The organism is Actinocorallia aurantiaca (assembly GCF_039533685.1).
Lineage (GTDB): Bacteria > Actinomycetota > Actinomycetes > Streptosporangiales > Streptosporangiaceae > Actinocorallia > Actinocorallia aurantiaca.
In genome coordinates this window covers 1-21,451 of the sequence record NZ_BAAATZ010000015.1, presented here as the reverse complement: position 1 = coordinate 21,451, position 21,451 = coordinate 1, and the positions used below count along the sequence as shown (strand labels likewise).

Below are 21,451 nucleotides of genomic sequence, written 5' to 3'. Positions count from 1 at the left end.
GTGTCCGACAAGCCCAGCGTCCTGTTCGTCTGCGTCCACAACGCCGGCCGCTCCCAGATGGCCGCAGCCTTCCTCGCCCACCTCGGCCGGGGCGCCGTCGAGGTCCGCTCCGCCGGATCCGCGCCCGCCGACACCGTCAACCCCGCCGTCGTGCAGGCCATGGCCGAGGTCGGCATCGACATCTCCGCCCAGACCCCGAAGATCCTGACCGTCGACGCCGTCCAGGCCTCCGACGTGTGCGTCACCATGGGCTGCGGCGACACCTGCCCGGTCTTCCCCGGCAAGCGCTACCTCGACTGGACGCTGCCCGACCCCGCGGGCCAGGGCGTCGAGGCCGTCCGGCCCATCCGCGAGGAGATCGAACGACGCGTGCGCGGCCTGCTCGCCGACCTCGGCGTGGAACAGGTCGCATGACCCGCCAGGACCCGGCCGCCGACGCGGTGTCGATCGCGCCCATGCGGCCGCAGCACGCCGAGCAGGTCCTGGCGGTCTACCAGGCCGGGATCGACGGCGGCGACGCCACCTTCGAGACCACCGCACCCACCTGGCGGCAGTTCGACACCACCCACCTGCCCGCTCACCGCCTGGTCGCCCTCGACGGCCAGATGGTCGCCGGGTGGGTGGCGGCCGTCGCTGTCTCCGACCGGTGCGCCTACGCCGGGGTCGTCGAGCACTCCGTCTACGTCCACCCCGCCGCACGCGGCCGCGGCGTAGGACTCACCCTTCTGCGGGCCCTGCTCGCCTCCACGGACGCCGCCGGCATCTGGACCGTCCAGTCCGGGATCTTCCCCGAGAACACCGCCAGCCTCGCCCTCCACCACAAAGCCGGATTCCGCACCATCGGCGTACGCGAGCGCATCGGCCGCCACCACGGCCGGTGGCGCGACGTCCTCCTTCTGGAACGTCGCAGCCCGGCCATCACCTGAACCCGATCCGGCCCTCGGAAAGAGCTGAGCTCAGGTTCAGACCAGGGCGGTGGCCTCCTCGACGGTGAGGGCGCCGCCCTCGGCGTGGGCGTCCTCGTACGCGGCGTCGCCGAGGACGTCCCGGGCGCCCCGTTCGGCGGCCGCTTTGGTCTCACGTTCGATGGTCGAGGGGAAGTAGCCGGACGGCAGTAGCGCATCGTACGTGCCGAGCAGTCGGGCTGCGGTCGTGGCTCGTTCGGCACCGCCGAGTCCGGCCAGGGCTCGGGCGGCGTTCACCAGGCGGGTGACGGGCAGGTGCGGGAAGGCTCGCGGGTCGCCCGGTCCTGCCATCGCCGCCCTGGCCTTCTCCAAGGCGGCGTCGTACCGGCCGTCGAGGTTGTCCAGCCATGATCCGACGCTCAGCACGGTGCCTTCGAAGAGCGGGGGCACTCCGCCCGCGAACTCCCTGCGGGCCGCGTCGAGTTGGCCGCGCGCCTCGCCGATCCGCCCCGTTCTGCCGAGGAGCTGGGCGAGACGCGTCCGGGTGTGGGGGATGGTCTCGGTGAAGCCGTGCCTGCGGGTCTCTTTCAGGGCTTCGTGGAGGAGGCGTTCCGCCGTCTCCCATTCGCCGAGTTCCGCGAGGACCATGCCCAGGCCGGCGCGGAGCGGCCCCACCTGGGCCCAGGCGCCGAGCAGTTCCACCTCGCGTATCGCCTCGAGGTAGTCCGCGGCCGCGGCACGGTACTCGCCGTGGTTCTCCTCGGCTTCGGCCCGGCAGGACAGGGCGGTGGCCGTCCCCCAGGAGTCGCCGGCGCTCCGGAAGAGCTCCAGGCTCTCGTCGGCGTCCCGCCGCGACTCGCGGTAGGTCTCCGGGTCGGCGGCCAGCATGTTGCCGCGCTGTTGGAGCAGCAGCCCGAGCTCCCAGCCGTAGTCCAGTTCGCGGCAGGTGCGCACGGCGGCGTCGACGGCTTCGTCCAGCCGTTGCCTGTCTCCGGCCAGCAGCAGGGCGTAGAACCAGAGGAATCCCGGAATCCGGCACACCTGGGGAAGCCCCGGCCGGTAGACGTTGGTGATCCCGCGCAGGGTCGGGCCGGTCGCGTCGGCCGTCCACGGGGAGTGTTCGTCGTTGCTGTTGGCCAGGTGGATGAGGCGGGCCCCGCGCCGCGCCTCCTCCAGCAGTTCCGGTTCCCACGGGGGCGGGCTGCCGGTGTAGCTCTCGTAGAGCGGCGGTCCCGGTTGCACGGGTTTCGGGAGGAAGCCGGGCCCCAGGGCGAAGGTCGCGGCGGAGAAGGTGCGGGCGTCCGTCTTGTACTTGCGCAGCGACCAGTACCAGCAGAGGGAGCCGACCAGGCACAGCGCCTCCTGCTCGTCGCGCAGCGCGATCGCCCGGCGCAGCGCCGCCCGCAGGTTCTCGTACTCGGTTTCGAGCCGCTCCAAGGCGATGAGCTGGCGCGGCCCGCGCAGGAGCGGGTCGGTGTTGCGCGCCAGTTCGCGGAAGTGGACGAGGTGACGGCGCTCGACGGACTCCCGCTCGCCGGACTCGTCGAGCCGTTCTCCCGCGTACTCGGAGACGGTTTCGAGGAGGCGGTAGCGCGTCTGCCCGCCGGGGCTGTCGGGCACGGCGACGACGAACGACTTGTCCACGAGGGACTCGAGCACCTCCAGGACTCCGGAACCGCAGATCTCTTCGGCGGCTTCCAGGTCGCAGCCGCCCGCGAAGACGGACAGCGTGGTCAGCACGGTCCGTTCCTTCGGGTGGAGGAGGTCCCAGGACCAGTCGATGATCGCGCGCAGTGTTCGCCGGCGTGACAGCACGTCTCTGCTGCCGCCGTTGAGCATCCGGAACCGGTCGTCGAGGCGGTCGGCGATCTGGCGTGCGGTGAGCAGCCGCAGCCGGGCGGCGGCCAGTTCGATGGCGAGCGGCAGCCCGTCGAGGCGGCGGCAGATCTCGGCGCAGGCCGCCGGGCCCTCTTCGGTGCGGAATCCGGCCCGCGCGGCGGCGCCCCGCTCGGCGAGGAGCCGCAGGGCCGCCGGGCCGTGCAGCGGCTCCACGGAGTACAGCGCTTCGTTCTGGACGTCCAGCGGCTCCCGGCTGGTGGTCAGAACGCGCAGCCCCGGGCAGCGGGCGAGCAGCCAGACGACGAGTTCGGCCACGGAGTCGACGACGTGTTCGCAGTTGTCGAGGACGAGCAGCATCCGCCGGTGGGCGCAGTGCTCGGCGAGCCGGACGCGCGGGTCGTCACCGACCCGCGCGGTCGAGGCCCGCAGCTCTTCGGGTCTCGTGCTGAGCAGCACGGTGTCCCGTGCTCCGAGTGCGGTGTCCCGTGCCCCGAGCGCGGTGACCATGGCCGCCGCCACGGTCACCGTGTCGGCGTACGCCTCTACCGGGGCGAGCTCGACGGTCCAGACGCCGTCGGGCCAGCTCCTGGCGGCCGATTCCGCCGCCGCGACCTCCAGGGACAGCCGGGTCTTGCCGACCCCGCCCTCGCCGGTGAGGGTGACCAGCCGGTGCCGGGCCAGCCCGTCCCGGACGGCGGAGAGGTCGTCTTCGCGGCCGACGAAGCCGGTGAGAGGGGCGCGGAGGTTCCCGGGCTGCGAGAGGGGCTCCGGCCTGGGCGGGGCTTCGGGTTCGAGCTGGGGTCGCAGCAGCTTCGCGTGCAGGGCGCGCAGTTCGGGACCGGGGAGGGTGCCCAGCCGGACGGCGAGGGCACGCCGTACGGAGTCGTACGCCGCCAGCGCCTGCGCGGGCCGTCCCACGTCGCGCAGCGCCCGCAGCCGCAGGATGTGCAGGGGCTCGTCCAGGGGGTGCTCGGCGCACAGCACGGTCAATTCGGGGAGGAGCTCCTCGGCGCGGCCGAGGGCGAGCCCGGCCGTCAACCGGGTTCGGAGGGCGGCCGACCGGCGGGCGTCCCAGCGCGCGCTCCACCCCGCCCCGTCCGGCAGGTCGACCAGGGCGGGCCCGCGCCACAGCGCCAGAGCCTCGTCCAGTAGAACGAAGGCGTGCTCCGCGTCGCCGCCCGCGAGGGCGCGGGCCCCTTCGTCGGCCAGCCGCTCGAAGCGGTACGCGTCGATGTCGTCGGGATCGGCGACGAGCCCGTAACCGCCGTCGTCCGCCCGGATGGCGTCCCGCCCGAGCCCTCTCTGCAGCCGCCCGACGAGCGTCCGCAGAGCCACGATCGCATCGGCGGGCGCTTCGTCCCCCCACACCTCGCCCGCCAGCCCCGAGGCACTCCACATCCGCCCGGGCTCCAGCGCGAGCGCGGTGAGCAGCGCACGCCGCGGCGCCCCGCCAAGGGGGACGGACGAGCCGTCCTCACGGATGGCCTGGGTCGTGCCGAGGACGCGGTAGCGCATCCACCCATTGTCCCCGCTCACCGCCGCGCCCTCGCAGCCCGTCCACAGGCCGGGCTTTCGGACCGACGGAGCCGACACCCCGATGCGGCCGGACCGCAGGCGTGGGGAAGGTTCAGGTGACGTTCTGTCATGGCTGAGTGACGCTTCGTGCGAGTGGGTAAGGAGCACCGCATGATGGATCTCGCCTCCACCGCCCGCCTCGACGTCCTCGTCGAAGGCTATGTACGCATCCCGCACGTGGCCGGGACGGTGAGCCTGATCCGCGACGCGGACCGGGTCGTCATCGTGGATCCCGGGATGGTCGCGGACCGCGAGCTCATCCTCCGCCCGCTGCGCGAGCTCGGTGTCCGGCCCGAGGACGTCACCGACGTCGTCGTCAGCCACCACCACCTCGACCACACCGTCAACATCGCGCTGTTCCCGGTGGTCCCCGTGCACGACTTCCAGTCCGTCATCGAAGGCGACGTCTTCACCGGCCGCCCCGCCGAGGGCGTCCAGCTCACGCCGAGCGTGCGGCTGCTCGCCACTCCCGGCCACACGCCGCAGGACATCACGACGCTGGTCGGCACGTCCGACGGCGTCGCGGCGTTGACGCACCTCTGGTGGACGGCCGAGGGCCCCGCGGACGACCCCTACGCGGTCGACCGCGGGGAGCTGCGGAAGCAGCGGGAGCGCGTTCTCGAGTTCGCCGCGTCGATCGTCCCGGGGCACGGCGCGCCTTTCCGCCCGGTCTCTTCGACTCCCCGCTGAGCCGACCGTCCGCCCAGGACGGCGCCTTCGTTGTCATGCGGCGGCCCGGCCGGCCGAGGAGGGTCCGTCACCCCGGGCGGTCGCCGGTCTCGCCGTCGTGGGTCTCCCCGGGCTGGGTGTAGAGGATCTCGCGGGCCTGTTCTGCGGCGTGGGTGAACCTTTCGGCGACGAAGTCGAGGTAGCGGGCGATGACCTCGAGGCGGCCGGCGGCCTGGGTGTCGCGGCCGAGGACGCCGACACCCTGCCGGGCGATCTCGGCGAGCTGGACGAGGGCCTGGGAGCTGGCGATCGTCGACTGGTGCCAGAGGTCGTTGTCGACGACGTAGCGTTCGCGGCGGCGTTCGTCGCGTACCCGGCGGACGAGGTCCTGGCTCTCCAGGAACGTGATCGCCTTGGAGACGGACGCCGGGCTGACCTGGAGGCGCTGGGCGAGTTCGGACGCGGTGAGGCTGCCGGCGTCGGTGGTGTAGAGGCTGGCCAGTACCCGCGACATCATCTTGGGCAGGCCCGAGGCCATCATGACGGTGGTGAACGTCTCCTCGTACTCGCGGACGGCCTCGGCGTCGCGTCCGTGCGGCTGGGGGGCCGACTCCGACTCCCGGGACGAGGCGGGCCTGCGCCGGTGGGTGCGGCGTTCGGTGGCGCGATGGGCCAGATCGGCGCGGTAGCCGGTGGGGCCGCCGTTGCGCGTCACCTCGCGTGTGACCGTCGAGGTCGGACGGTCGAGACGTCTGGCGATCTCCGCGTAGGCGAGGCCGTCCGCCAGTCCCGAGGCGATCTGCTGGCGTTCCTGCTGGGTGAGCCTGCCTCCCGGCATCGTGTTCTCCTTTGTGCTCCGTGATGCTCCGAGCATAGCGTTCACTCTCCACCATTGCAACGATCGGGCTCTTTGTGTTGCATTTATTCTTGATCTATTGCAATGATTTTATGCTTTCTAGCTGCATGTATGCAACCTCAAGGCAACGATCTACTTGAAGAATCTGTGAACGCAACGTAGCTTTTCCAACATCGGAAACAACGAGCCGCAGGAGAGCACGATGCAGAAGTTCGACACCCCCGCCCCGATCGCCGCCGTCCTCGACATCCCCGCCGGACGCGTGCAGCTCATCGCCGCAGACCGCGCTGACACCGTGGTGGAGGTCCTGCCCGCGGACGCCTCGAAGGGACGCGACGTGAAGACGGCGGAGCGGACCAGGGTCGAGTACGCCGACGGAGTCCTGCGGATCGAGGTCCCGGTGAAGAACGACCTCCTCGGCCCCTCGGGATCCATCGAGGTGACGGTCCAGCTGCCCTCCGGATCCCGGGTCGAGGGGAAGGCCGCCGCCACCGAGTTCCGGGTCGTCGGCCGCCTCGGCGACATCGTCTTCGACGGCGCCTACCGCCAGATCAAGATCGACGAGGCCGCGAGCGTCCGCCTCACCGCGACCGACGGAGACGTCGAGGTCGGCCGTCTGGGCGGCCCCGCGGAGATCAGCACCATGAGGGGAGCCGTCCGGATCGCCGAGGCCGTGCGCGGCAAGGTCGTGCTCCGCACCCAGTCCGGCGACATCTCGGTCGGCGCCGCTCCCGGCGTCTCGGCCTCCCTGGACGCCGGCACCTCCTCCGGCCGCATCAGCAACGGCCTCAAGAACGACGGCACCGCCCAGCTCGACATCCACGCCACCACCATTCAGGGCGACATCACCGCCCGCAGCCTCTGACCCGCGACCTCCGACCCCCCGAGGAGCAGCATCATGACGAACCCGGCCATCTCAGCGAACGGTCTGCGCAAGTCCTACGGCGACAAGGTGGTGCTCGACGGCATCGACCTGACGGTCCCCGAAGGAACGATCTTCTCCCTGCTCGGCCCGAACGGGGCGGGGAAGACCACCACCGTCCAGATCCTGTCCACCCTGATCCCGGCCGACGGCGGCACCGTCCAGGTCGCGGGGTTCGACCTGGCCCGCAAGCCGGACGACGTGCGCGGCGCGATCGGCGTCACCGGCCAGTACTCGGCCGTCGACAAGCTGCTCACCGGCGAGGAGAACCTGCTCCTCATGGCCGACCTGCACCACCTGTCCCGTGCCGACGGCAAGCGCAAGGCCGCCGAGCTGCTGGAGCGCTTCGACCTGGTCGAGGCGGCGGGCAAGACCGCCGCGACCTACTCCGGCGGCATGCAGCGCCGGCTCGACCTGGCGATGACCCTGGTCGGCGACCCCCGCCTGATCTTCCTGGACGAGCCCACCACCGGCCTCGACCCGCGCAGCCGCCGCGGAATGTGGCAGATCGTCCGTGAGCTCGTCGCGGGCGGCGTCACCATCTTCCTCACCACCCAGTACCTGGAGGAGGCCGATCAGCTCGCCGACCGCATCGCCCTCCTCGACCACGGACTGCTGATCGCCGAGGGCACCGCCGAAGAGCTCAAGCGGCTCATCCCCGGCGGCCACGTGTCGCTGCGGTTCGCCGACGACGACGCGCTCAGGGACGCACTCGACGCGCTCGGCCGGGGCTTCGTGGACCCGTCCGACGACGACCGGCTCACGCTGCAGGTCCCCTCCGACGGCGGTGTCGCGTCACTGCGCGAACTGCTCGCCCGGCTGGACGCGGCGGGCGTCGAACCGGCCGACCTCGGCATCCACACCCCCGACCTCGACGACGTCTTCCTCACCCTCACCGGCCAGAAGCAGGAGATCAACCGATGAGCACCCTCACCCTCGCCGCCCGCGACTCCTCCACCATGATCCGGCGCCAGCTCAAGGGCCTGATCCGCTACCCGTCGATGACCATCCAGCTGGTCATCACGCCCGTCATCCTCCTGCTGGTGTTCGTCTACGTCTTCGGCGGCACCCTCGGCGCCGGCCTGGGCGGAGGCCGCGACGTCTACGTCAACTACGTCGTCCCGGGCATCCTGCTCATGGCCGTGGCGACCGCCGCGACCGGAACCGCGGTCATGGTCGCCACCGACATGAACGAAGGGATCATCGCCCGTTTCCGCACCATGCGGATCTGGCGGCCGGCGGTCCTGACCGGCCACGTCGTCGGCGCCGTGATCCAGCAGCTCCTCGGTATGGCCGTCCTGATCGGCGTCGCCCTGGCCATGGGTTTCAGCCCGGACGCCACCGCCCTCGAATGGCTGGCCGCCACCGGCCTGCTCACCCTGTTCGTCGTGGCCATCACCTGGCTGTCGGTCGCCCTCGGCCTGAAGTCCCCGACCCCCGAGGCCGCCAGCAACGCCCCGATGCCCCTGATCCTGCTGCCCTTCCTCGGCAGCGGCTTCGTCCCCACCGACTCCATGCCGACCGTCCTGCGCTGGTTCGCCGAGTACCAGCCCTTCACCCCGATCATGGAGACCGTCCGCGGCCTCCTCCTCGGCACCCCGATCGGCAACAGCGGCTACATCGCCCTCGCCTGGTGCGTCGGCCTCGCCGCCGTCTCCTACCTCTGGGCCAAGAACATCTTCGACAAGGCGTGACCATGGACCGGCCGGATAGGGCCGCCAGACCCCGCTCGACGGGTCTGGCGGCCCGTTCGCATTCGGGGGCTTCTCAGCTGTCCGAAAGCCGTGGCGGAGTCCATTCGAAGACGCGGGCCGTCTGCCGGATGAGGGCCGCTGAACCGAACCGGCCGACTCCCCACATGAACGCGTCGCGGGCGGCGGTCGCGAGAGGCGAGTGGAGGCCGACCATCCGGGAGACCCGGTGCGAGTTCTGGACGACCATCCGCGTCCGGGGGAGACGGGCGGCGGTGTAGCGGGCGAGCCCGTCCGGCCGGTCGGCCAGGGACGCGAGCACGACGGCGTCTTCGATGGCCTGACAGGCGCCCTGTCCGAGGTTCGGGGACATCGCGTGCGCCGCGTCTCCGAGTATCGCGACCCGTCCGGAGTGGTAGGCGGGCAGCGGGTCGGCGATCCAGTAGACGTCGTTGTGCAGGATCTTCGCGGGGTCGGCGGCGGCCACCAGCTCCGGAATCGGGTCGTGCCAGTCACCGAACCGCCGAAGCAGCTCGGCCCGCTCGTCCGCGAAGGTCTGTCCGGCCGGTGCCACCGCGCTCGCGTAGCAGTAGATCCGCTTTCCGCTCAGCGGCATGACCCCGAAGACGTCTCCGCGTCCCCAGGTCTCCGTCGTCCGGAAGCCGCGTCCGGGTTCCGGAACCACGAACCGCCAGGTTGTCGCCCCTGAGTAGCGGGCCCCCGGATGCCCGGGGAACAGGGCTTCCCGGACGACCGAACGCACCCCGTCGGCGGCCACGACCAGGTCGGCCTCCAGCACCCCTTCGGAGGTGGTGACCGACCCGCTCACCGGATCGACCGCGGAGACCGTCGTCGAGGTCTTCACGGTTCCTTCGGGCAACCGGGTCAAGAGGAGGTCGACCAGCTCGGCCCGCAGCGCGATGACGGCCAGGTCGCCGTACTTCTCGAGCATCGGCGCCGTCACGTCCGCGCGCACCAGCCAGCGCCCGCCGGAGCGCCGGATCCCGCTCACCCCGTCGATGGCGGCGAGCTCCCGCGTGCCCTGCCCGAGCCCGATCGTGTCGAGCGCCCGCAGCGCGTTGGGCCCCAGGCTCAGCCCCGACCCGACCGGATCCAGACTCGCCGCCCGCTCGCAGACGACCACGTCCCAGCCCCGCGTCCGCAGCGCTGCGGCGGCGGTCAACCCGCCGATCCCGCCCCCGACCACGACAGCACGCTTCGCACCCATGAAAAGGAGCACCTCACCAAGGCAGAGAGTCGCTTCACCGCGTTTTCTCCACCGTAAGCCCGGCCTGTGAACGCCCCCCACCGGGCCTCGTGCAGGAGACGTCCGCGTGCGGGAGCGGCCCCCGTCAGGCGGGGAAGTCGGTGGCGGGCGCGCTGAGCGCGGTGGCGTCGAGGTTCGCCCGGAGGGTTTCGACCTTGGCGGTGGCGTAGGAGTGGGCGTCCGAGCCGAGCAGCTGGCGCAGCGGGCCGTCCCCGTCCAGAACTCGGCTGATGATCGCGTCGGCGCCCTTGACCGGGTCGCCGAGCTGGCTGTCCTGGAGCTTGAGATGGTCACTGATCATCTCGCGGATGGCCGGGTAGTGCGGGGTGGCCTCGGTGGACAGGACGAGGGAGTCCTCGGTGAGGAAGTCGGTGCGGAAGTAGCCGGGCTCGACGATGGTGACCTTGACGCCGAATTCCGCCATCTCGGCCGCGAGCGCCTCGCTCAGCCCTTCCAGCGCGAACTTCCCCGCGCAGTACAGCGCCCAGCCGGGAACGGCGGTCAGGCCCAGGACGGACGACACGTTGACGATGTGGCCGCCGCGCCGCTCGCGGAGGACGGGCAGGGCGGCGCGGAGCACGTTCCACACGCCGACGACCTGGACGTCGAGCATGTCGCGGACCTGGCGGTCGCCGGTCTCCTCCACCGCGGCGAGGAACCCGTAGCCCGCGTTGTTGACGACGGCGTCCAGGCCGCCGAACCGCTCGGTGGTCTCGCGCACGGCCGACTCGACGGCCGCCTCGTCACGCAGGTCGACGGCGAGCGGGAGAAGACGGGACGTGTCGGTGTCGTCGCCGAGTGCCGAGAGCAGCCGCTCGGTCGAGCGTGTCGTCGCGGCGACGTTGTCGCCTCGCTCCAGCAGTTGCCTGACCAGTTCGAGCCCCAGGCCGCGGGAAGTGCCGGTCACGAACCAGATCGCGGGTCGCTCTGTCGGAAAAGTCATGATCGCCCTTCGGGTGTCGGGGCCGCCCCGAGCAGTCCTCGGGGCGGCATGCCTCCAGCGTGTTCCACCGGGCCCCGCCGTGGACGCGCATATCGGGCCCTGCGCGACCGAGGACGCGGCAACCTAGGACTCACAGGTCCAGGCGGGGACGCCCGGCATCGGCGAGACTGGTACGTGTGGCCGAGACCAACCGTGAGCTGGCTGATTTCCTGAGGCGGGCCCGCAGCCAGTGCGACCCTTCGCGAGCCGGCCTGCCCCCGGACGGCCGCGTCCGCCGGGTGCCGGGCCTGCGCCGCGAGGAGGTCGCCCTCCTGGCCGGAGTGTCGACCGACTACTACACCCGCCTTGAGCAGGGACGCCCCATCACGCCCTCGCCCTCCGTCGTCGAAGCCCTCGGCCGAGCCCTCGACCTGGACGCCGCGGGCCGCGCCCACCTGCAGGATCTCTTCGGAGTGACCGCGGCCCCCGTCCGGCGGCGTCCCCGCGGCGTCCAGCGCGTGCGCCCCGGCCTCTACCAGCTCCTCGATGCCCTCGACGGCGAACCCGTCCTCGTCCTGGGCCGCCGCACCGACGTCCTGGCCGCCAACCGGATGGCCAAAGCGCTGTTCACCGACTTCGAGCAACTGGCTCCCCGGCACCGCAACTACGCGCGCTGGATGTTCCTCGACGAGGCCGCCCGCTCCCTGTTCGTCGACTGGGAGGACCAGGCGCGGGCCGCGGTCGAGAGCCTACGCCTGGAGGTCGGCCGCGACCCCGGCGACCAGGCCACGGCCGCCCTCATCGAAGACCTGCGTGAACACAGCCCCGAGTTCGACCGCTGGTGGGAGCAGCACCGCGTCCACCAGCGCACCCACGGCTCCAAACGGCTCAGCCACCCTCTGGTCGGCGAACTGACCGTCGAATACGAAACCCTTTCTCCGCCAGGGGATCCCGACACGACCCTGTTCGTCTACACCGCGGAGGCGGGGTCCCCCTCGAAACGGGCCCTGGACCTCCTCGCGAGCTGGACCCTCACCGGATCCGGCGCCGAGCCGGAGCCCTGACGCAGGCCCGCGTTCTCGTCACTTCCGGCAGGTCGGGTTTCCGTTGGGCAGTCTTCCGGATTCCAGATAGGCGTTCACCTTCCCGTCGACGCAGGCGTCGCCGTATTCGCCGTACACGCCATGGGCGATGGTCTCGTCCAGGGTGAGCAGACGGGAGCCGGTCATCGACCGGTGCAGGGCCCGGCTGCCCCGGTAGGTGGTGGCGGTGTCGCCGGTGGCGGAGACGATCAGCGCCTCGGCGTCGTTGGCGATCGTGGTCGGTGACTCGCGGGGCGGCTCGGGCCAGAAGGCGCAGGGGGAGATGTTGTCGGCGATCGGCCCGAAGAGCGGGTGGCGATCCCGGTTGTGCTGGATGTCGCGCCAGTAGACCTCGGGATCGTGCGGGGCGGCGACGTCACCGCAGATGATCGCGGCCGCCGGGCTGCCGTACTGCGAACTCGCGCCGTCGAGGATGAATCGCAGGCGTCCCTCCAACTGCGCGGGCGGTGCGACGGTGATCCGTCTCGCCGCTCTGTCCAGCACTTTCACGGTCTCCGAGAACGCGGCGCGGGCTTCCGTACGGTCGCTGCCGACGCCGCCCGAGATCAGATACGGCACCACGTGCTCGTCGAGCTCGTACGAACCGACGCGCAACGGTCGCTTCGCCGCCGCCTTGACGATCCGCTGCACGGTGGCGAGCACGGCGTTCCGGGTCGCGCCCAGGCCGTAGTCGCGGTGTCGTGCCGCGGCCCACGACGCCCAGGCGTCCAATGCCTGTTCGAGGGCGGGTTCGCCGCCCTGGTACAGCCTGGGGCTGTACCGGCTGGGATCACCGGCGCTGTCGAGGACGACCCGGTCGGTGCGTCCCGGGAACATCTGCGTGTACACGGCGCCGAGGTAAGCGCCGTAGGAGTACCCGAGGTAGGAGATCCGGCGCTCGCCCAGCACCGCGCGGACGACGTCCATGTCACGGGCGGTGTTGCGGGTGGTGGCGTACGGCAGCACGTCGCCGTGTCGGCGCGAGCACCGTTCGGCCAGGTCCTTCTGGAAGGCGACCTGGCGATCGAATCCGGCCCGGTCGGTCCCGGCCGAACGGATCCAGATGCCGGTGGGCCAGCCGCAGTCGATCGGCTCGCTGCGTCCCACGAACCGCGGATCCACTCCGACGAGGTCGTACCGGGCGGCGGTTCCGTCCATGTACTCGCGCGTCTGCAGCGGCATGCTGAGCGTCGGCTCGGCGGGACCGCCCTGGTTGAGCACCAGCACCCCGATCCGGCGGGACGGGTCGGCCGCCGGCAGCCGCGACACGGCGATCTCGATCGTCCGGCCCGCCGGACGGGTGTAGTCCAGCGGCACGGTGACCTTGGCGCACCGGGCACCGGCCCGGTCGAGGTCGGCGCCGGTCTCGTCGTCCGATCCCTGCCGGCAACCGGTCCAGGTGACGTGCTGGTCGTAGTAGGCGGTGAGCCCGGGGGAGGGGTCGTCCGCGGTGGCGAGCGCGGCGGCGCCCGAGGCCGCCATGGCCAGTGCCGCGGCGAGCGCCGCCAGCCGCCGGAAAGGTTTTCTCGTCGTCATGACTGCGAAGCTAGGCTCGGCGGTCTCGGAGAAGAATGGTGTCCGCTGCCGCTCGAAGGTACAGCCCGCTGTAGTGCCCGCTGGCCGATACGCCCTGATACTGGGGATTCATCTCAGAGGCCGGGGGATCGGACATGCGGGAACGGTGGACGCAGACGCGGCGCAGTGCGGGTTACCTGCTCGTCAGTCTGGTGACCGCCGTCGCCACCCTCGTCGCGCTGCCGCTGCTCGTCTGGCCGTCGAAGGCGCGCGCCTGGGCGCACTGGCACCGGCGACGCGCCGGTCGGCTGCTCGGCGTCCCGGTCCCGGCCCGTCCCACGCCTCCGCACGGTGAGCCTCGTGACGGATGGGAGATCCGCACCGCCCCGGCCACGCGCCGGGGTCTGCTCTGGTTGCCGACGCACCTGCTCACGGGGTTGCCGTTCGGCTTGGCCGCGTTGTTGTGCCTGGGCAACGTCTTCACGGGGCTGTGGGCCATGGCGCTGTGGTGGGCACTGCCCGCGGAGGCCATACCGACGCTGCAGGGCGAGATCCCGGTGGACGACTGGGCGACCGCGCTGACCGCGGCGCCGTTGCAGGTCGTCGTGCTGGCCGCGCTGTTCTGGTGGGGCGGTCCGCCGCTGGCACGCGCACACGCCCGGATCTGCCTGAGGGTGCTGTCGCTGTCGGAGGCCCAGCAGCTCACCCAGCGGGTGGAGGTGCTGACCCGGACCCGCGCGGGAGCCCTGGACTCCCACGCCGCGGAGTTGCGCAGGATCGAACGCGACCTGCACGACGGCGTACAGGCCCGGCTGGTGGCGACCGCGATACGGCTCGGGGTGGCCCGTGACGCACTCGACGAAGCCCCAGAGGGCGTGACCGAGCTGATGCGAGAGGCACACGAGGGAATCGAGGAGGCGATGACGGAGCTGCGCAACGTGCTCCGCACCGCCTACCCACCGATCCTGGCCGACCGCGGCCTGGACGGAGCGTTGTCAGCGCTGGCCGCAGGCTGCGGCGTGCCGACCCGGGTTCACGTCGAGGATTTGGGAAAGGTCCCGGCCGCGGTGGAGGCGGTCGCCTATTTCGTGGTCGCCGAAGCCCTCACCAACACGGCAAAGCACGGCCGTGCCACCCGGGCCGAGGTGCGCGTCCGGCAGACCGGCACGGGATTGTCGCTTCAGATCACGGACGACGGGGTCGGCGGCGCGGACGAGACGCTGGGCACCGGCCTCGCCGGGATCCGCCGCCGCGTCCTCGCCCTGGACGGCGACGTGCTGATCACCAGCCCTCAGGGAGGCCCGACCATGATCGAGGTGGAGGTGCCGTGCGGGTAGTGATCGTCGAGGACAACGTGCTGTTGTCCAGCGGTCTGGAGCTGCTGCTGGCCGCCAAGGGCTTCGAGGTCGCCGCGGTCGCCCGTGACGCTCCCGGCTTTCTGGCCGCCGTCGCCGAGCACCGCCCCGACGTGACGATCGTCGACGTGCGGCTCCCACCGACCTTCAAGGACGAGGGGATTCACGCCGCTCTCCAGGCGCGCAGCCTCCACCAGGACCTGCCGGTGCTGGTGCTGTCGCAGTACGTGGAGCGGGAGTACGCCAGGGAACTGCTCTCCGACGGCCGCGGAGGCATCGGCTACCTGCTCAAGGACCGGGTGGGGCGGGTCGCGGAGTTCACCGACGCGCTGCGCCGCGTCGCCGCGGGCGGCACCGCGATGGACCCGCAGGTCGTCTCCCAGCTCCTCCTCAGCCGCGACCCTCTCGCCGAGCTGACCCCTCGAGAGCAGGAGGTGCTCGCCCTCATGGCCGAGGGCCACGACAACACGACCGTCGCCGACCGGCTGGCGATAACGCTGAACGCCGTCCACAAGCACATCGGCAACATCTTCGCGAAGCTCGGCCTGTCTCCCACCGACAGCGGCCACCGAAGGGTTCAGGCCGTGCTCGCTTACCTCAACCGCTGACACGCAGGGCCTGGTCAGGCCATGGTGCCGCCGTCGGCCAGCAGCGTGCTGCCCGTCATGAAGGCCGCCATGTCCGAGGCGCAGAACAGCACGACTCTGGCGATGTCATCCGGCACGCCGGCCCTGCCGATCGGAGCCGCGAACATGAGGTCCGTCGGCGGGATACCGTCGAGGTCGAATCCGGCGGCAGCCGCGGCCAGCTTGTTGCCCTCGGTGGGAACGAAGCTCGGCGCCACTCCGAGCACCCGGACGCCGAGCGGCGCGAGTTCGAGCGCCATCTCGCGCGTGAGGCCACGCACCGCGTGCTTGGAGCCGACGTAGGCGGCGAGGCCGGGCGCACTCCCGCGGAAACCGGCGGTGGAGACGACGTTCACGATCACGCCGCCGTTGCCCGCGGCGGCCATCTGCCGTGCCGCTTCGCGCGCCCCGACGAAGGTGCCGCGCGCGTTCACCGCGAAGACCTCGTCCCAGGTCTCCTCGCTCATCTCCAGCAGCGGGACGGCCGGGAAGACACCCGCGTTGTTCACCCAGATCTCCAGGCCGCCCAGCTCGGTGACCGCGCGGTCCACGGCCGACTTCACGGACGCCGCGTCGGTGACGTCCATGGCGGCGCTGATCGCACGCACCCCGTGGCGTTCCGCGATCTCCTTGGCCGTGGACGCGGCGAGCTCCTCCTCGATGTCGCCGATCAGCAGGTCGGCGCCCGCCTCCGCCAGCCGCTCCGCGATCGCCCTGCCGAGCCCGCGGGCCCCGCCCGTCACCACCGCGCGCCGCCCCTGAAGGGAGACGAGCTCGGCCAGCGATCTACCCGATACCTCAGCGGTGGACATCATCGTCTCCTTCTCGCGTCCAGACCCGGCGAAATGCCATTCCCTGCCTGGATCGACATATCTAGGGTGAAACTCGGTGTCAGAGTAGCAACGCAGTTTCAATATCGCGAGCAGATGCCACCGCTGGTAGCCTCTGCCGGTGGAAGACCCGACCCGCGCCAAGACCAGAGACATCGCCCGTACGGCGATCCGGGCCGAACTCGCGCAGGCCGCCATCGAACTGTTCCGCCGAGAAGGCTTCGACCAGGTGACGCTCAACGACGTCGCCGCGGCCGCCGGCGTCTCACGCAGCACCTTCCTGCGCTACTTCGGCAGCAAAGAGGAAGCGGTCCTCGGTGCCATGGACGACCTGGGCGCACAAGCCGCCGTCGCCCTTTGCGCCCGTCCCTACGGCGAAGGCGATTGGACGGCCCTCCGCCGCTGCCTCGACCCCTTCATCGACGCCTACCGCGCCGACCCGTCGGGCTCTCTCGCCATCACCCGCCTCATCCAGGAGAGCCCCGCCCTCCGCAACCGTCAGCTCGAAAAGCAGGCCAGCTGGCTCCCCGCCCTGACCCGAGTCCTCACCGACCGCTCTTCCCGGCCCGATCCTTTGGTCGCGGCCGTCCGCGCCGCCGCCGCTCTCGACTGCCTGAGCATCGCCGTCACCCACTGGTCCGCGTCCAACGGGGGAGAGGACCTGGCCGCCCTGCTGGATCAGGCCTTTTCCGCCTTCGCCACCACCTGACCCGGGCGACCCGTTGTTCCATCGCCTTGTCCTTATGTGTTCACGTGTGCCTTGAACCGTTCGTGAGCGGCCTGCTTGGAGATGCCCATCGTCTCTCCTATCTCGGCCCAGGAGGCGCCGATCTCCCGGGCTTGAGCGGCGGCCTGGTTGAGCAGGGCTCGCTGCCACGCCTCGACTTGGGAGAGCAGGGAGAGGGCGGCGAGGGGACGCTCGGCGGCGAGCTTCATGGTCTGCTCGCACAGGAGGGTCGACTTGATCACGAGTTCTCTAGGAGGTGCGGCGGCGAGCAGCGAAGGGATGTGCCTGCTCAGCCACTGGTACTCCGCGTTCTTGGCGCCCTCCGGCGTGGCCGGGAAACGGCGCCGGTCGATCCAGCCGCAGGAGCACGCGGCCTGGCAGCCGATGAAGGCGTCGGTGAAAGCGCCGGCGGACAGGAGCAGTTCGCCGTTGGGAAGCATCGGCGCGGCGAAGCCCTCGTGGTCGGGGACGTCAGCAAATCTCCACTTCATAATCGTCAATGATCCCTGACGCTTAGGTCCGGGCGCAAGAACATCGGTCTTCGCGGGATCCCGGTAGCGACCGCAGACGAAACCGCCGACCGGCAGGCGAATCCGTCGAACACCGCCTACAGCTCACACCTAGACCTGCAGTTCGACGAATCCAGCGGCCCGAAGTCAAAGGGCCACGACAGCGAGCACGGGCCGGATCGGCGGGCTGGTCAGGATTCAGACGGCGCCGTCCCCGTCCCGTGAGGGCTTGGGGCCGAGCTGTTCTGTTCGAGGGCGTTTCCGGTCGAGCGGTGCCGCACCAGCAGGGAGGACCGTAGAGATCGGTGACGTCCTCACGGTGAAGCTCGTTCAAGTCGACATCACAAGGCGCCGGATCGAGCTCGCCCTCGCGTCGGCTTCGTCCACCGATTCCTCCTGCTGATCCGGCCTGGTCGGCGGTCAGCGCCAGGGCAGGGTCAGCGGTTCGGCATCGAGGTCACCGGCGAGCACCGCACGCAGCAGCGGAGCCAGCCGTGGCGGCAGCACGACGTCCTGTGTGGCCTCCAGTTCGGCCGAGCTCCACCAGCGATGGGCGAGAAGGCTCTGACGTTCCGGTGCCGACTGCCCGGTCAGGTCGACCGCGGTCACGGTGGTTCGGGCGACGTAGAACCAGTTCACTGTGGTGAAACGGCGAGCGGCCAGCGACCACTCGCCGGAGTTCGTCGCAACGGGCCCCCACAGCTCGTCCGGCGTCAGCCCGGTCTCCTCCAGCAGCTCGCGTGACGCCGTGACCTCAGGCGATTCACCCGGTTCTATGCGCCCTCCGGGCAGCATCCAGCCCTCGCAGGCCCACGGCTCGGAAAGCAGATACTTGAAGAGCAGAACCCGCCCTCTGGAATCGATCAGAACGACCCGCGCCGCGTCCCGCCGCTGTACGCCCATATGCCGATGATGCGGCAGAGAAGACCCGAACAACATGAGCCGTGGTCTCAGCGCAATCGCAGACCGCCAGGAGGCTTCGGCGGACACCGCCTACAGTTCGGCACCTGGAAGTGCAGTTCGACGAACTCGGTGACCCAGAGCCGAAGGGCCACGACGGCGGGCATGAGCCGGATCGACGAGTCTGATCGAGCTTCGGACGGTTTCGGCCCCACCCCGTGAGGGTTTGACCCTCACGTCGCGTGAGGCTGGAGGGTGGGGTGCATGAGCGATTACTACAACGCATTCGAGATCAGTCCCGTGCCCGATCCCGGCCCGGACGCGGTTCCGCCGGAGCCGTTCCGCGGCATCTATGGAATGCCCGCGTTCGTGACGATCCCCACGAGCGATCTGGCGGAGTCGGTGGACTTCTGGACTCGCGGGCTCGGATTCTTCGAGCTGTTCGGCGTCCCCGGCACGCTGGTGCATCTGCGCCGGTGGGCGTTCCAGGACGTACTCCTCGTCCAGGCGGAGAGCGTTCCGGAGCAGACACCGGCGGTGAGCTTCAGCTTCTCGGGCGTGCTCAGCCAGGTCGACTCCCTCGTCGAGGCCTGCCGGGCGCTGCGCCCGGACTCGGTCGACGGCCCACGGGACACCCCCTGGAACACCCGCGATGTGGAGGTGATCACCCCCGAGAACGCACGGGTCATCTTCACCGCGGCGAAGCCCTTCGATCCGGCCAGCCAGGAGGCGCGGAACCTGGAAGCCATCGGGATCACCCCACCGAGCGCCGGTCCTGGCGACGATGAGGAGCATGCCTGATGCCGCTGGCGCCGACGGCCTGACCGTTGACGGCGACCCGCCACTCGCGGTGCGAAGCTGGGTGCGTACACCTGATCGGAGCGCACACATGTCCGTCCCGCGGCATCCTCCAGCCACCAGCACGGTTCCCGAGCCGGCATGGTGGCTGGAGGACCCTGAACTCTGGTCCCTGCTCGCCTTCGAAGGCGGTCACGACGACGGCCTACCTGTTGATCTGGCGTGGGAAGACCGGCAGCAGGTGCTCGATGACCTGATCCGCCTTCCCGGCCTCGCCGACATCGAGTTCGCGCGTTTCCTGCTCGTCCAGGAGACGCACATGCACGGGCACATCTGGGGCTTCAACTCCAGCATCGAGCGCGCCGCGATCCTGCTCGCCGAACATCGCCGAGTCCAGGACGTCTGGCTCCTGTGGGAAGCGGCCTATCGGAGCTTCGACACCTGGGGCATCATGCCCCACCGGATCGTCTACGCCGCGGGCGTCGAACCCGTCCTCCGGTACGTCGCCGACAGCGGCCATCCTCAGCGCGATCACCTGCTCGAATACCTCCACCGGATGGACGGCACCACCGACGAGCAGGTCGCTCGACTCCTCGCCGACCGCAGACGTCACTACCGGGAACTGGAACGGCACTGAGCCGGTGCAGTGATCAGGATCTTCTCAACGGCGGCCTCGTCCGGTTCCTTCGCCGCGGAGAGGCTCGATGACGCGGATGTAGTCGGCCAACCGGACCCCCACCTCGAACGCCAGGTCGGAGCCCGAATCCGCGGGATCGGGCCAGGTCTCCGAGAGCCGACGCCAGATCCGGTGGCCGAGGAAGTCCCCCGCCACGGGGTCGTCCCCGAGCTCGGCCCGCCACGTCTGCTCGCCGGACCGCAACCTGGCCAGGACCGCGTCGTTCTCCTCGGCCTTGCCGTGTTCGGCGTGGAACCCGACTTCGAGCGCGAAGTGCTCAGCCCCCGGAACCCCGTCCGGACGGATCACCTGGGCTTCGTAGTGCTCCCGGACGGCCTCACCGAACCAGACCTTGATCCCGTTGTGCCGCACCTTGATCCGAGGCTCCCCGAGAGCCCGGGGAAGGGCGCCTCGCACCACCTCATGCACCTGCTCGAAGAATTCGCCGTCCACGGCCCAAGTCTGCCTTGACCGACTGACATTTCCTTCCACGGCCGCGCACCAGATCGTCCAGCCGGCCTGTGATCCCATGGGGAGGACACGGTGAAGGAAGGACGGACGGATGAGAGTGGTCGCGATCTCCGACACACACGCTCCGCGACGGTGGCGATCCTGCCCGCCCGCGGTCGCCGAGCACCTGCGCACGGCCGACGTGATCCTGCACGCCGGAGACGTCTGTACCCCTGATGTCCTCGACGAACTGGCCGCCTACGCGCCGGTCCACGCTGTCCTGGGCAACAACGACGGCCCCGACGTGGCCGCCTGGGGCGCGCCCGAGCAGCTCGAACTGGAATTGGAGGGGCTGCGTGTCGCGATGATCCATGACAGCGGCGCCGCCACAGGCCGTCTCGCCCGCCTGCGCCGTGCCTTTCCCGACGCGGACCTGGTCGTCTTCGGCCACTCCCATATCCCGTGGAACGAGACGGACGGCGACTTCCGCGTTTTCAACCCTGGCTCACCCACTGACAGGCGCCGCCAACCGCACGGCACCCTCGGCCTCCTCACGATCGAAGCCGGACGCCTGCTCACCGCCGAGATAGTCCCTGTCACCTGACTTGAGGAGAAACGGTGCTGTGCCGAGGACGACGAACGCAAAGGCAGTCAGCTTTTTGCAGGCCGGGTTGGGCAAGGAAGTTGATGTGCTGGATTCCGTAGGCCGCATACCAGTTGGCGGTGGGGTCGGTTGTCATGATGGCGCAGGCTAGGTCGACTCTCCTAACTTGCAGTGACTTTGGCGTAGTGGAAGACGTCTGCAGGAAGGGCGTGCTCTAGCTCCCAAAGGATCTTCATGGGCTTCTCGCCCTCGTGTTTCACGTAAGTCATGGGCCCTGCGTAAAGATAGGGAGGTGCGCCAGCCTTGTTCTCCCTGATGAAGAGGTGAACAGATGAGCCCTGCTGGACATGATTGATGTAACGCTGGCCATCTCGAGAGTTCTCACGCGTCTCGTTCTGGCTATCCCATTGGAAAATGGTTGGAGTGATTGCACGATCGTTGTACATGGTTGAGGGTTTGAATCCCTTGCCTGACTTGTTTATCGTAACCATGAAGACGTCAGATTTTTCATGCTCTACCCACCGGACGCCTTGCACCCAAGAGCGTGGCTTCTCGATACCAAATGCGGAGAGAAGCTCATCCTTGCTGTATCTAGCATGCAAATGGATAGGTATATGGCTGATCTGCGGGATTGTATGTGTCGTTACTCGACCGATCTTCTCAAAGAGGACATCCGTAATAGCCAGTAGCTCTTCCTTCCTAGCAGGGATTTTCCACAGCTGAGCAAGGTTCT

Annotated in this window: 23 protein-coding genes; 13 read left to right on the top strand and 10 right to left on the bottom strand. The window is 70.0% G+C overall.

Going from position 1 to position 21,451, the window contains the following annotated elements; genetic code table 11:
* Positions 1-414, top strand: coding sequence for an arsenate reductase ArsC (locus tag ABD327_RS19400; RefSeq protein WP_344451915.1), 414 nt, complete (start codon positions 1-3; stop codon positions 412-414).
* Positions 411-926 (top strand): GNAT family N-acetyltransferase, encoded by a 516-nt coding sequence (locus ABD327_RS19395; protein ID WP_344451914.1) that lies wholly within the window; start codon positions 411-413, stop codon positions 924-926. Before ABD327_RS19400 ends, ABD327_RS19395 begins: the two co-directional genes overlap by 4 nt.
* A 36-nt stretch (positions 927-962) precedes the next feature.
* Here the strand turns inward: ABD327_RS19395 and ABD327_RS19390 are convergent, their stop codons facing one another.
* Positions 963-4,259: an ATP-binding protein gene (locus ABD327_RS19390; RefSeq protein WP_344451913.1), complete on the bottom strand. Its 3,297-nt coding sequence runs from the start codon at positions 4,257-4,259 to the stop codon at positions 963-965.
* Between the two features lie 171 nt (positions 4,260-4,430).
* Here ABD327_RS19390 and ABD327_RS19385 point away from each other — a divergent pair, with 171 nt between their 5' ends.
* Positions 4,431-5,009, top strand: a complete 579-nt coding sequence (locus ABD327_RS19385; RefSeq protein WP_344451912.1) for an MBL fold metallo-hydrolase — start codon at positions 4,431-4,433, stop codon at positions 5,007-5,009.
* 67 nt (positions 5,010-5,076) lie between these two features.
* Here ABD327_RS19385 and ABD327_RS19380 read toward each other — a convergent pair whose 3' ends face one another.
* Positions 5,077-5,826 carry a helix-turn-helix domain-containing protein gene (locus ABD327_RS19380; protein WP_344451911.1) on the bottom strand — a complete coding sequence of 250 codons (750 nt, stop codon included), beginning with the start codon at positions 5,824-5,826 and terminating at the stop codon, positions 5,077-5,079.
* 220 nt (positions 5,827-6,046) lie between these two features.
* On the opposite strand from ABD327_RS19380, the gene ABD327_RS19375 reads away from it, so the two are divergent.
* The 3 genes from ABD327_RS19375 to ABD327_RS19365 are packed head-to-tail and all read left to right on the top strand — an operon-like array spanning position 6,047 to position 8,460.
* Complete coding sequence (locus ABD327_RS19375; RefSeq protein ID WP_344451910.1) at positions 6,047-6,709, top strand: DUF4097 family beta strand repeat-containing protein; 663 nt, start codon at positions 6,047-6,049, stop codon at positions 6,707-6,709.
* A gap of 33 nt (positions 6,710-6,742) precedes the next feature.
* Positions 6,743-7,690, top strand: a complete 948-nt coding sequence (locus ABD327_RS19370) for an ATP-binding cassette domain-containing protein (RefSeq protein ID WP_344451908.1) — start codon at positions 6,743-6,745, stop codon at positions 7,688-7,690.
* Positions 7,687-8,460, top strand: a complete 774-nt coding sequence (locus ABD327_RS19365) for an ABC transporter permease (protein ID WP_344451907.1) — start codon at positions 7,687-7,689, stop codon at positions 8,458-8,460. The genes ABD327_RS19370 and ABD327_RS19365 overlap by 4 nt, the downstream gene beginning before the upstream one ends.
* A gap of 73 nt (positions 8,461-8,533) precedes the next feature.
* On the opposite strand, the gene ABD327_RS19360 is transcribed toward ABD327_RS19365, so the two are convergent.
* Positions 8,534-9,685: an FAD-dependent monooxygenase gene (locus ABD327_RS19360; RefSeq protein ID WP_344451906.1), complete on the bottom strand. Its 1,152-nt coding sequence runs from the start codon at positions 9,683-9,685 to the stop codon at positions 8,534-8,536.
* 124 nt (positions 9,686-9,809) lie between these two features.
* Positions 9,810-10,631, bottom strand: coding sequence for an SDR family oxidoreductase (locus ABD327_RS19355; protein ID WP_344451905.1), 822 nt, complete (start codon positions 10,629-10,631; stop codon positions 9,810-9,812).
* 212 nt (positions 10,632-10,843) lie between these two features.
* Here ABD327_RS19355 and ABD327_RS19350 point away from each other — a divergent pair, with 212 nt between their 5' ends.
* Positions 10,844-11,710, top strand: a complete 867-nt coding sequence (locus ABD327_RS19350) for a helix-turn-helix transcriptional regulator (RefSeq protein WP_344451904.1) — start codon at positions 10,844-10,846, stop codon at positions 11,708-11,710.
* A gap of 18 nt (positions 11,711-11,728) precedes the next feature.
* Here ABD327_RS19350 and ABD327_RS19345 read toward each other — a convergent pair whose 3' ends face one another.
* The gene (locus ABD327_RS19345) at positions 11,729-13,264 is read right to left on the bottom strand and encodes an alpha/beta hydrolase (protein WP_344451902.1); all 1,536 of its coding nucleotides are present in this window, start codon (positions 13,262-13,264) and stop codon (positions 11,729-11,731) included.
* A 134-nt stretch (positions 13,265-13,398) separates the two neighbouring features.
* Between ABD327_RS19345 and ABD327_RS19340 the strand changes: the two genes are divergently transcribed.
* Both ABD327_RS19340 and ABD327_RS19335 read left to right on the top strand, forming a co-directional pair.
* Positions 13,399-14,580, top strand: a complete 1,182-nt coding sequence (locus ABD327_RS19340; RefSeq protein ID WP_344451901.1) for a sensor histidine kinase — start codon at positions 13,399-13,401, stop codon at positions 14,578-14,580.
* Positions 14,571-15,206, top strand: a complete 636-nt coding sequence (locus ABD327_RS19335) for a response regulator transcription factor (protein WP_344451900.1) — start codon at positions 14,571-14,573, stop codon at positions 15,204-15,206. The genes ABD327_RS19340 and ABD327_RS19335 overlap by 10 nt, the downstream gene beginning before the upstream one ends.
* Positions 15,207-15,220: 14 nt before the next feature.
* Here the strand turns inward: ABD327_RS19335 and ABD327_RS19330 are convergent, their stop codons facing one another.
* Positions 15,221-16,036, bottom strand: a complete 816-nt coding sequence (locus ABD327_RS19330; protein ID WP_344451899.1) for an SDR family NAD(P)-dependent oxidoreductase — start codon at positions 16,034-16,036, stop codon at positions 15,221-15,223.
* A 139-nt stretch (positions 16,037-16,175) separates the two neighbouring features.
* Between ABD327_RS19330 and ABD327_RS19325 the strand changes: the two genes are divergently transcribed.
* The gene (locus ABD327_RS19325) at positions 16,176-16,763 is read left to right on the top strand and encodes a TetR/AcrR family transcriptional regulator (protein ID WP_344451898.1); all 588 of its coding nucleotides are present in this window, start codon (positions 16,176-16,178) and stop codon (positions 16,761-16,763) included.
* Positions 16,764-16,795: 32 nt separating this feature from the next.
* On the opposite strand, the gene ABD327_RS19320 is transcribed toward ABD327_RS19325, so the two are convergent.
* Together ABD327_RS19320 and ABD327_RS19315 are read right to left on the bottom strand one after the other, a co-directional pair.
* On the bottom strand, positions 16,796-17,272 hold the full coding sequence (locus ABD327_RS19320; RefSeq protein WP_344451897.1) for a hypothetical protein: 477 nt from the start codon (positions 17,270-17,272) through the stop codon (positions 16,796-16,798).
* A 438-nt stretch (positions 17,273-17,710) separates the two neighbouring features.
* On the bottom strand, positions 17,711-18,193 hold the full coding sequence (locus ABD327_RS19315) for an NUDIX hydrolase (protein WP_344451895.1): 483 nt from the start codon (positions 18,191-18,193) through the stop codon (positions 17,711-17,713).
* A 261-nt stretch (positions 18,194-18,454) separates the two neighbouring features.
* On the opposite strand from ABD327_RS19315, the gene ABD327_RS19310 reads away from it, so the two are divergent.
* Both ABD327_RS19310 and ABD327_RS19305 read left to right on the top strand, forming a co-directional pair.
* A complete protein-coding gene (locus tag ABD327_RS19310; protein WP_344451894.1) occupies positions 18,455-18,991 on the top strand; it encodes a VOC family protein in 537 nt (178 codons plus the stop codon).
* Positions 18,992-19,079: 88 nt separating this feature from the next.
* A complete protein-coding gene (locus ABD327_RS19305) occupies positions 19,080-19,625 on the top strand; it encodes a hypothetical protein (protein ID WP_344451893.1) in 546 nt (181 codons plus the stop codon).
* Positions 19,626-19,649: 24 nt separating this feature from the next.
* On the opposite strand, the gene ABD327_RS19300 is transcribed toward ABD327_RS19305, so the two are convergent.
* Positions 19,650-20,117, bottom strand: a complete 468-nt coding sequence (locus tag ABD327_RS19300) for a hypothetical protein (protein WP_344451892.1) — start codon at positions 20,115-20,117, stop codon at positions 19,650-19,652.
* Positions 20,118-20,226: 109 nt separating this feature from the next.
* Between ABD327_RS19300 and ABD327_RS19295 the strand changes: the two genes are divergently transcribed.
* Entirely contained in the window at positions 20,227-20,718 is a 492-nt protein-coding gene (locus ABD327_RS19295) for a metallophosphoesterase family protein (RefSeq protein ID WP_344451891.1), read from the top strand.
* Positions 20,719-20,879: 161 nt separating this feature from the next.
* On the opposite strand, the gene ABD327_RS19290 is transcribed toward ABD327_RS19295, so the two are convergent.
* Positions 20,880-21,451, bottom strand: a 572-nt coding sequence (locus ABD327_RS19290; protein WP_344451890.1) for a DUF3427 domain-containing protein, incomplete at its 5' end; no start/stop codon positions are given.

What these genes read in the sequence shown, in the direction of transcription:
- ABD327_RS19395 (WP_344451914.1), top strand. Translation starts at nt 411, where the DNA reads ATGACCCGCCAGGACCCGGCCGCCGACGCGGTGTCGATCGCGCCCATG.
- ABD327_RS19390 (WP_344451913.1), bottom strand. Translation starts at nt 4,259, where the DNA reads ATGCGCTACCGCGTCCTCGGCACGACCCAGGCCATCCGTGAGGACGGC.
- ABD327_RS19385 (WP_344451912.1), top strand. Translation starts at nt 4,431, where the DNA reads ATGATGGATCTCGCCTCCACCGCCCGCCTCGACGTCCTCGTCGAAGGC.
- ABD327_RS19380 (WP_344451911.1), bottom strand. Translation starts at nt 5,826, where the DNA reads ATGCCGGGAGGCAGGCTCACCCAGCAGGAACGCCAGCAGATCGCCTCG.
- ABD327_RS19375 (WP_344451910.1), top strand. Translation starts at nt 6,047, where the DNA reads ATGCAGAAGTTCGACACCCCCGCCCCGATCGCCGCCGTCCTCGACATC.
- ABD327_RS19370 (WP_344451908.1), top strand. Translation starts at nt 6,743, where the DNA reads ATGACGAACCCGGCCATCTCAGCGAACGGTCTGCGCAAGTCCTACGGC.
- ABD327_RS19365 (WP_344451907.1), top strand. Translation starts at nt 7,687, where the DNA reads ATGAGCACCCTCACCCTCGCCGCCCGCGACTCCTCCACCATGATCCGG.
- ABD327_RS19360 (WP_344451906.1), bottom strand. Translation starts at nt 9,685, where the DNA reads ATGGGTGCGAAGCGTGCTGTCGTGGTCGGGGGCGGGATCGGCGGGTTG.
- ABD327_RS19345 (WP_344451902.1), bottom strand. Translation starts at nt 13,264, where the DNA reads ATGACGACGAGAAAACCTTTCCGGCGGCTGGCGGCGCTCGCCGCGGCA.
- ABD327_RS19340 (WP_344451901.1), top strand. Translation starts at nt 13,399, where the DNA reads ATGCGGGAACGGTGGACGCAGACGCGGCGCAGTGCGGGTTACCTGCTC.
- ABD327_RS19330 (WP_344451899.1), bottom strand. Translation starts at nt 16,036, where the DNA reads ATGTCCACCGCTGAGGTATCGGGTAGATCGCTGGCCGAGCTCGTCTCC.
- ABD327_RS19320 (WP_344451897.1), bottom strand. Translation starts at nt 17,272, where the DNA reads ATGAAGTGGAGATTTGCTGACGTCCCCGACCACGAGGGCTTCGCCGCG.
- ABD327_RS19315 (WP_344451895.1), bottom strand. Translation starts at nt 18,193, where the DNA reads ATGGGCGTACAGCGGCGGGACGCGGCGCGGGTCGTTCTGATCGATTCC.
- ABD327_RS19310 (WP_344451894.1), top strand. Translation starts at nt 18,455, where the DNA reads ATGAGCGATTACTACAACGCATTCGAGATCAGTCCCGTGCCCGATCCC.
- ABD327_RS19305 (WP_344451893.1), top strand. Translation starts at nt 19,080, where the DNA reads ATGTCCGTCCCGCGGCATCCTCCAGCCACCAGCACGGTTCCCGAGCCG.
- ABD327_RS19295 (WP_344451891.1), top strand. Translation starts at nt 20,227, where the DNA reads ATGAGAGTGGTCGCGATCTCCGACACACACGCTCCGCGACGGTGGCGA.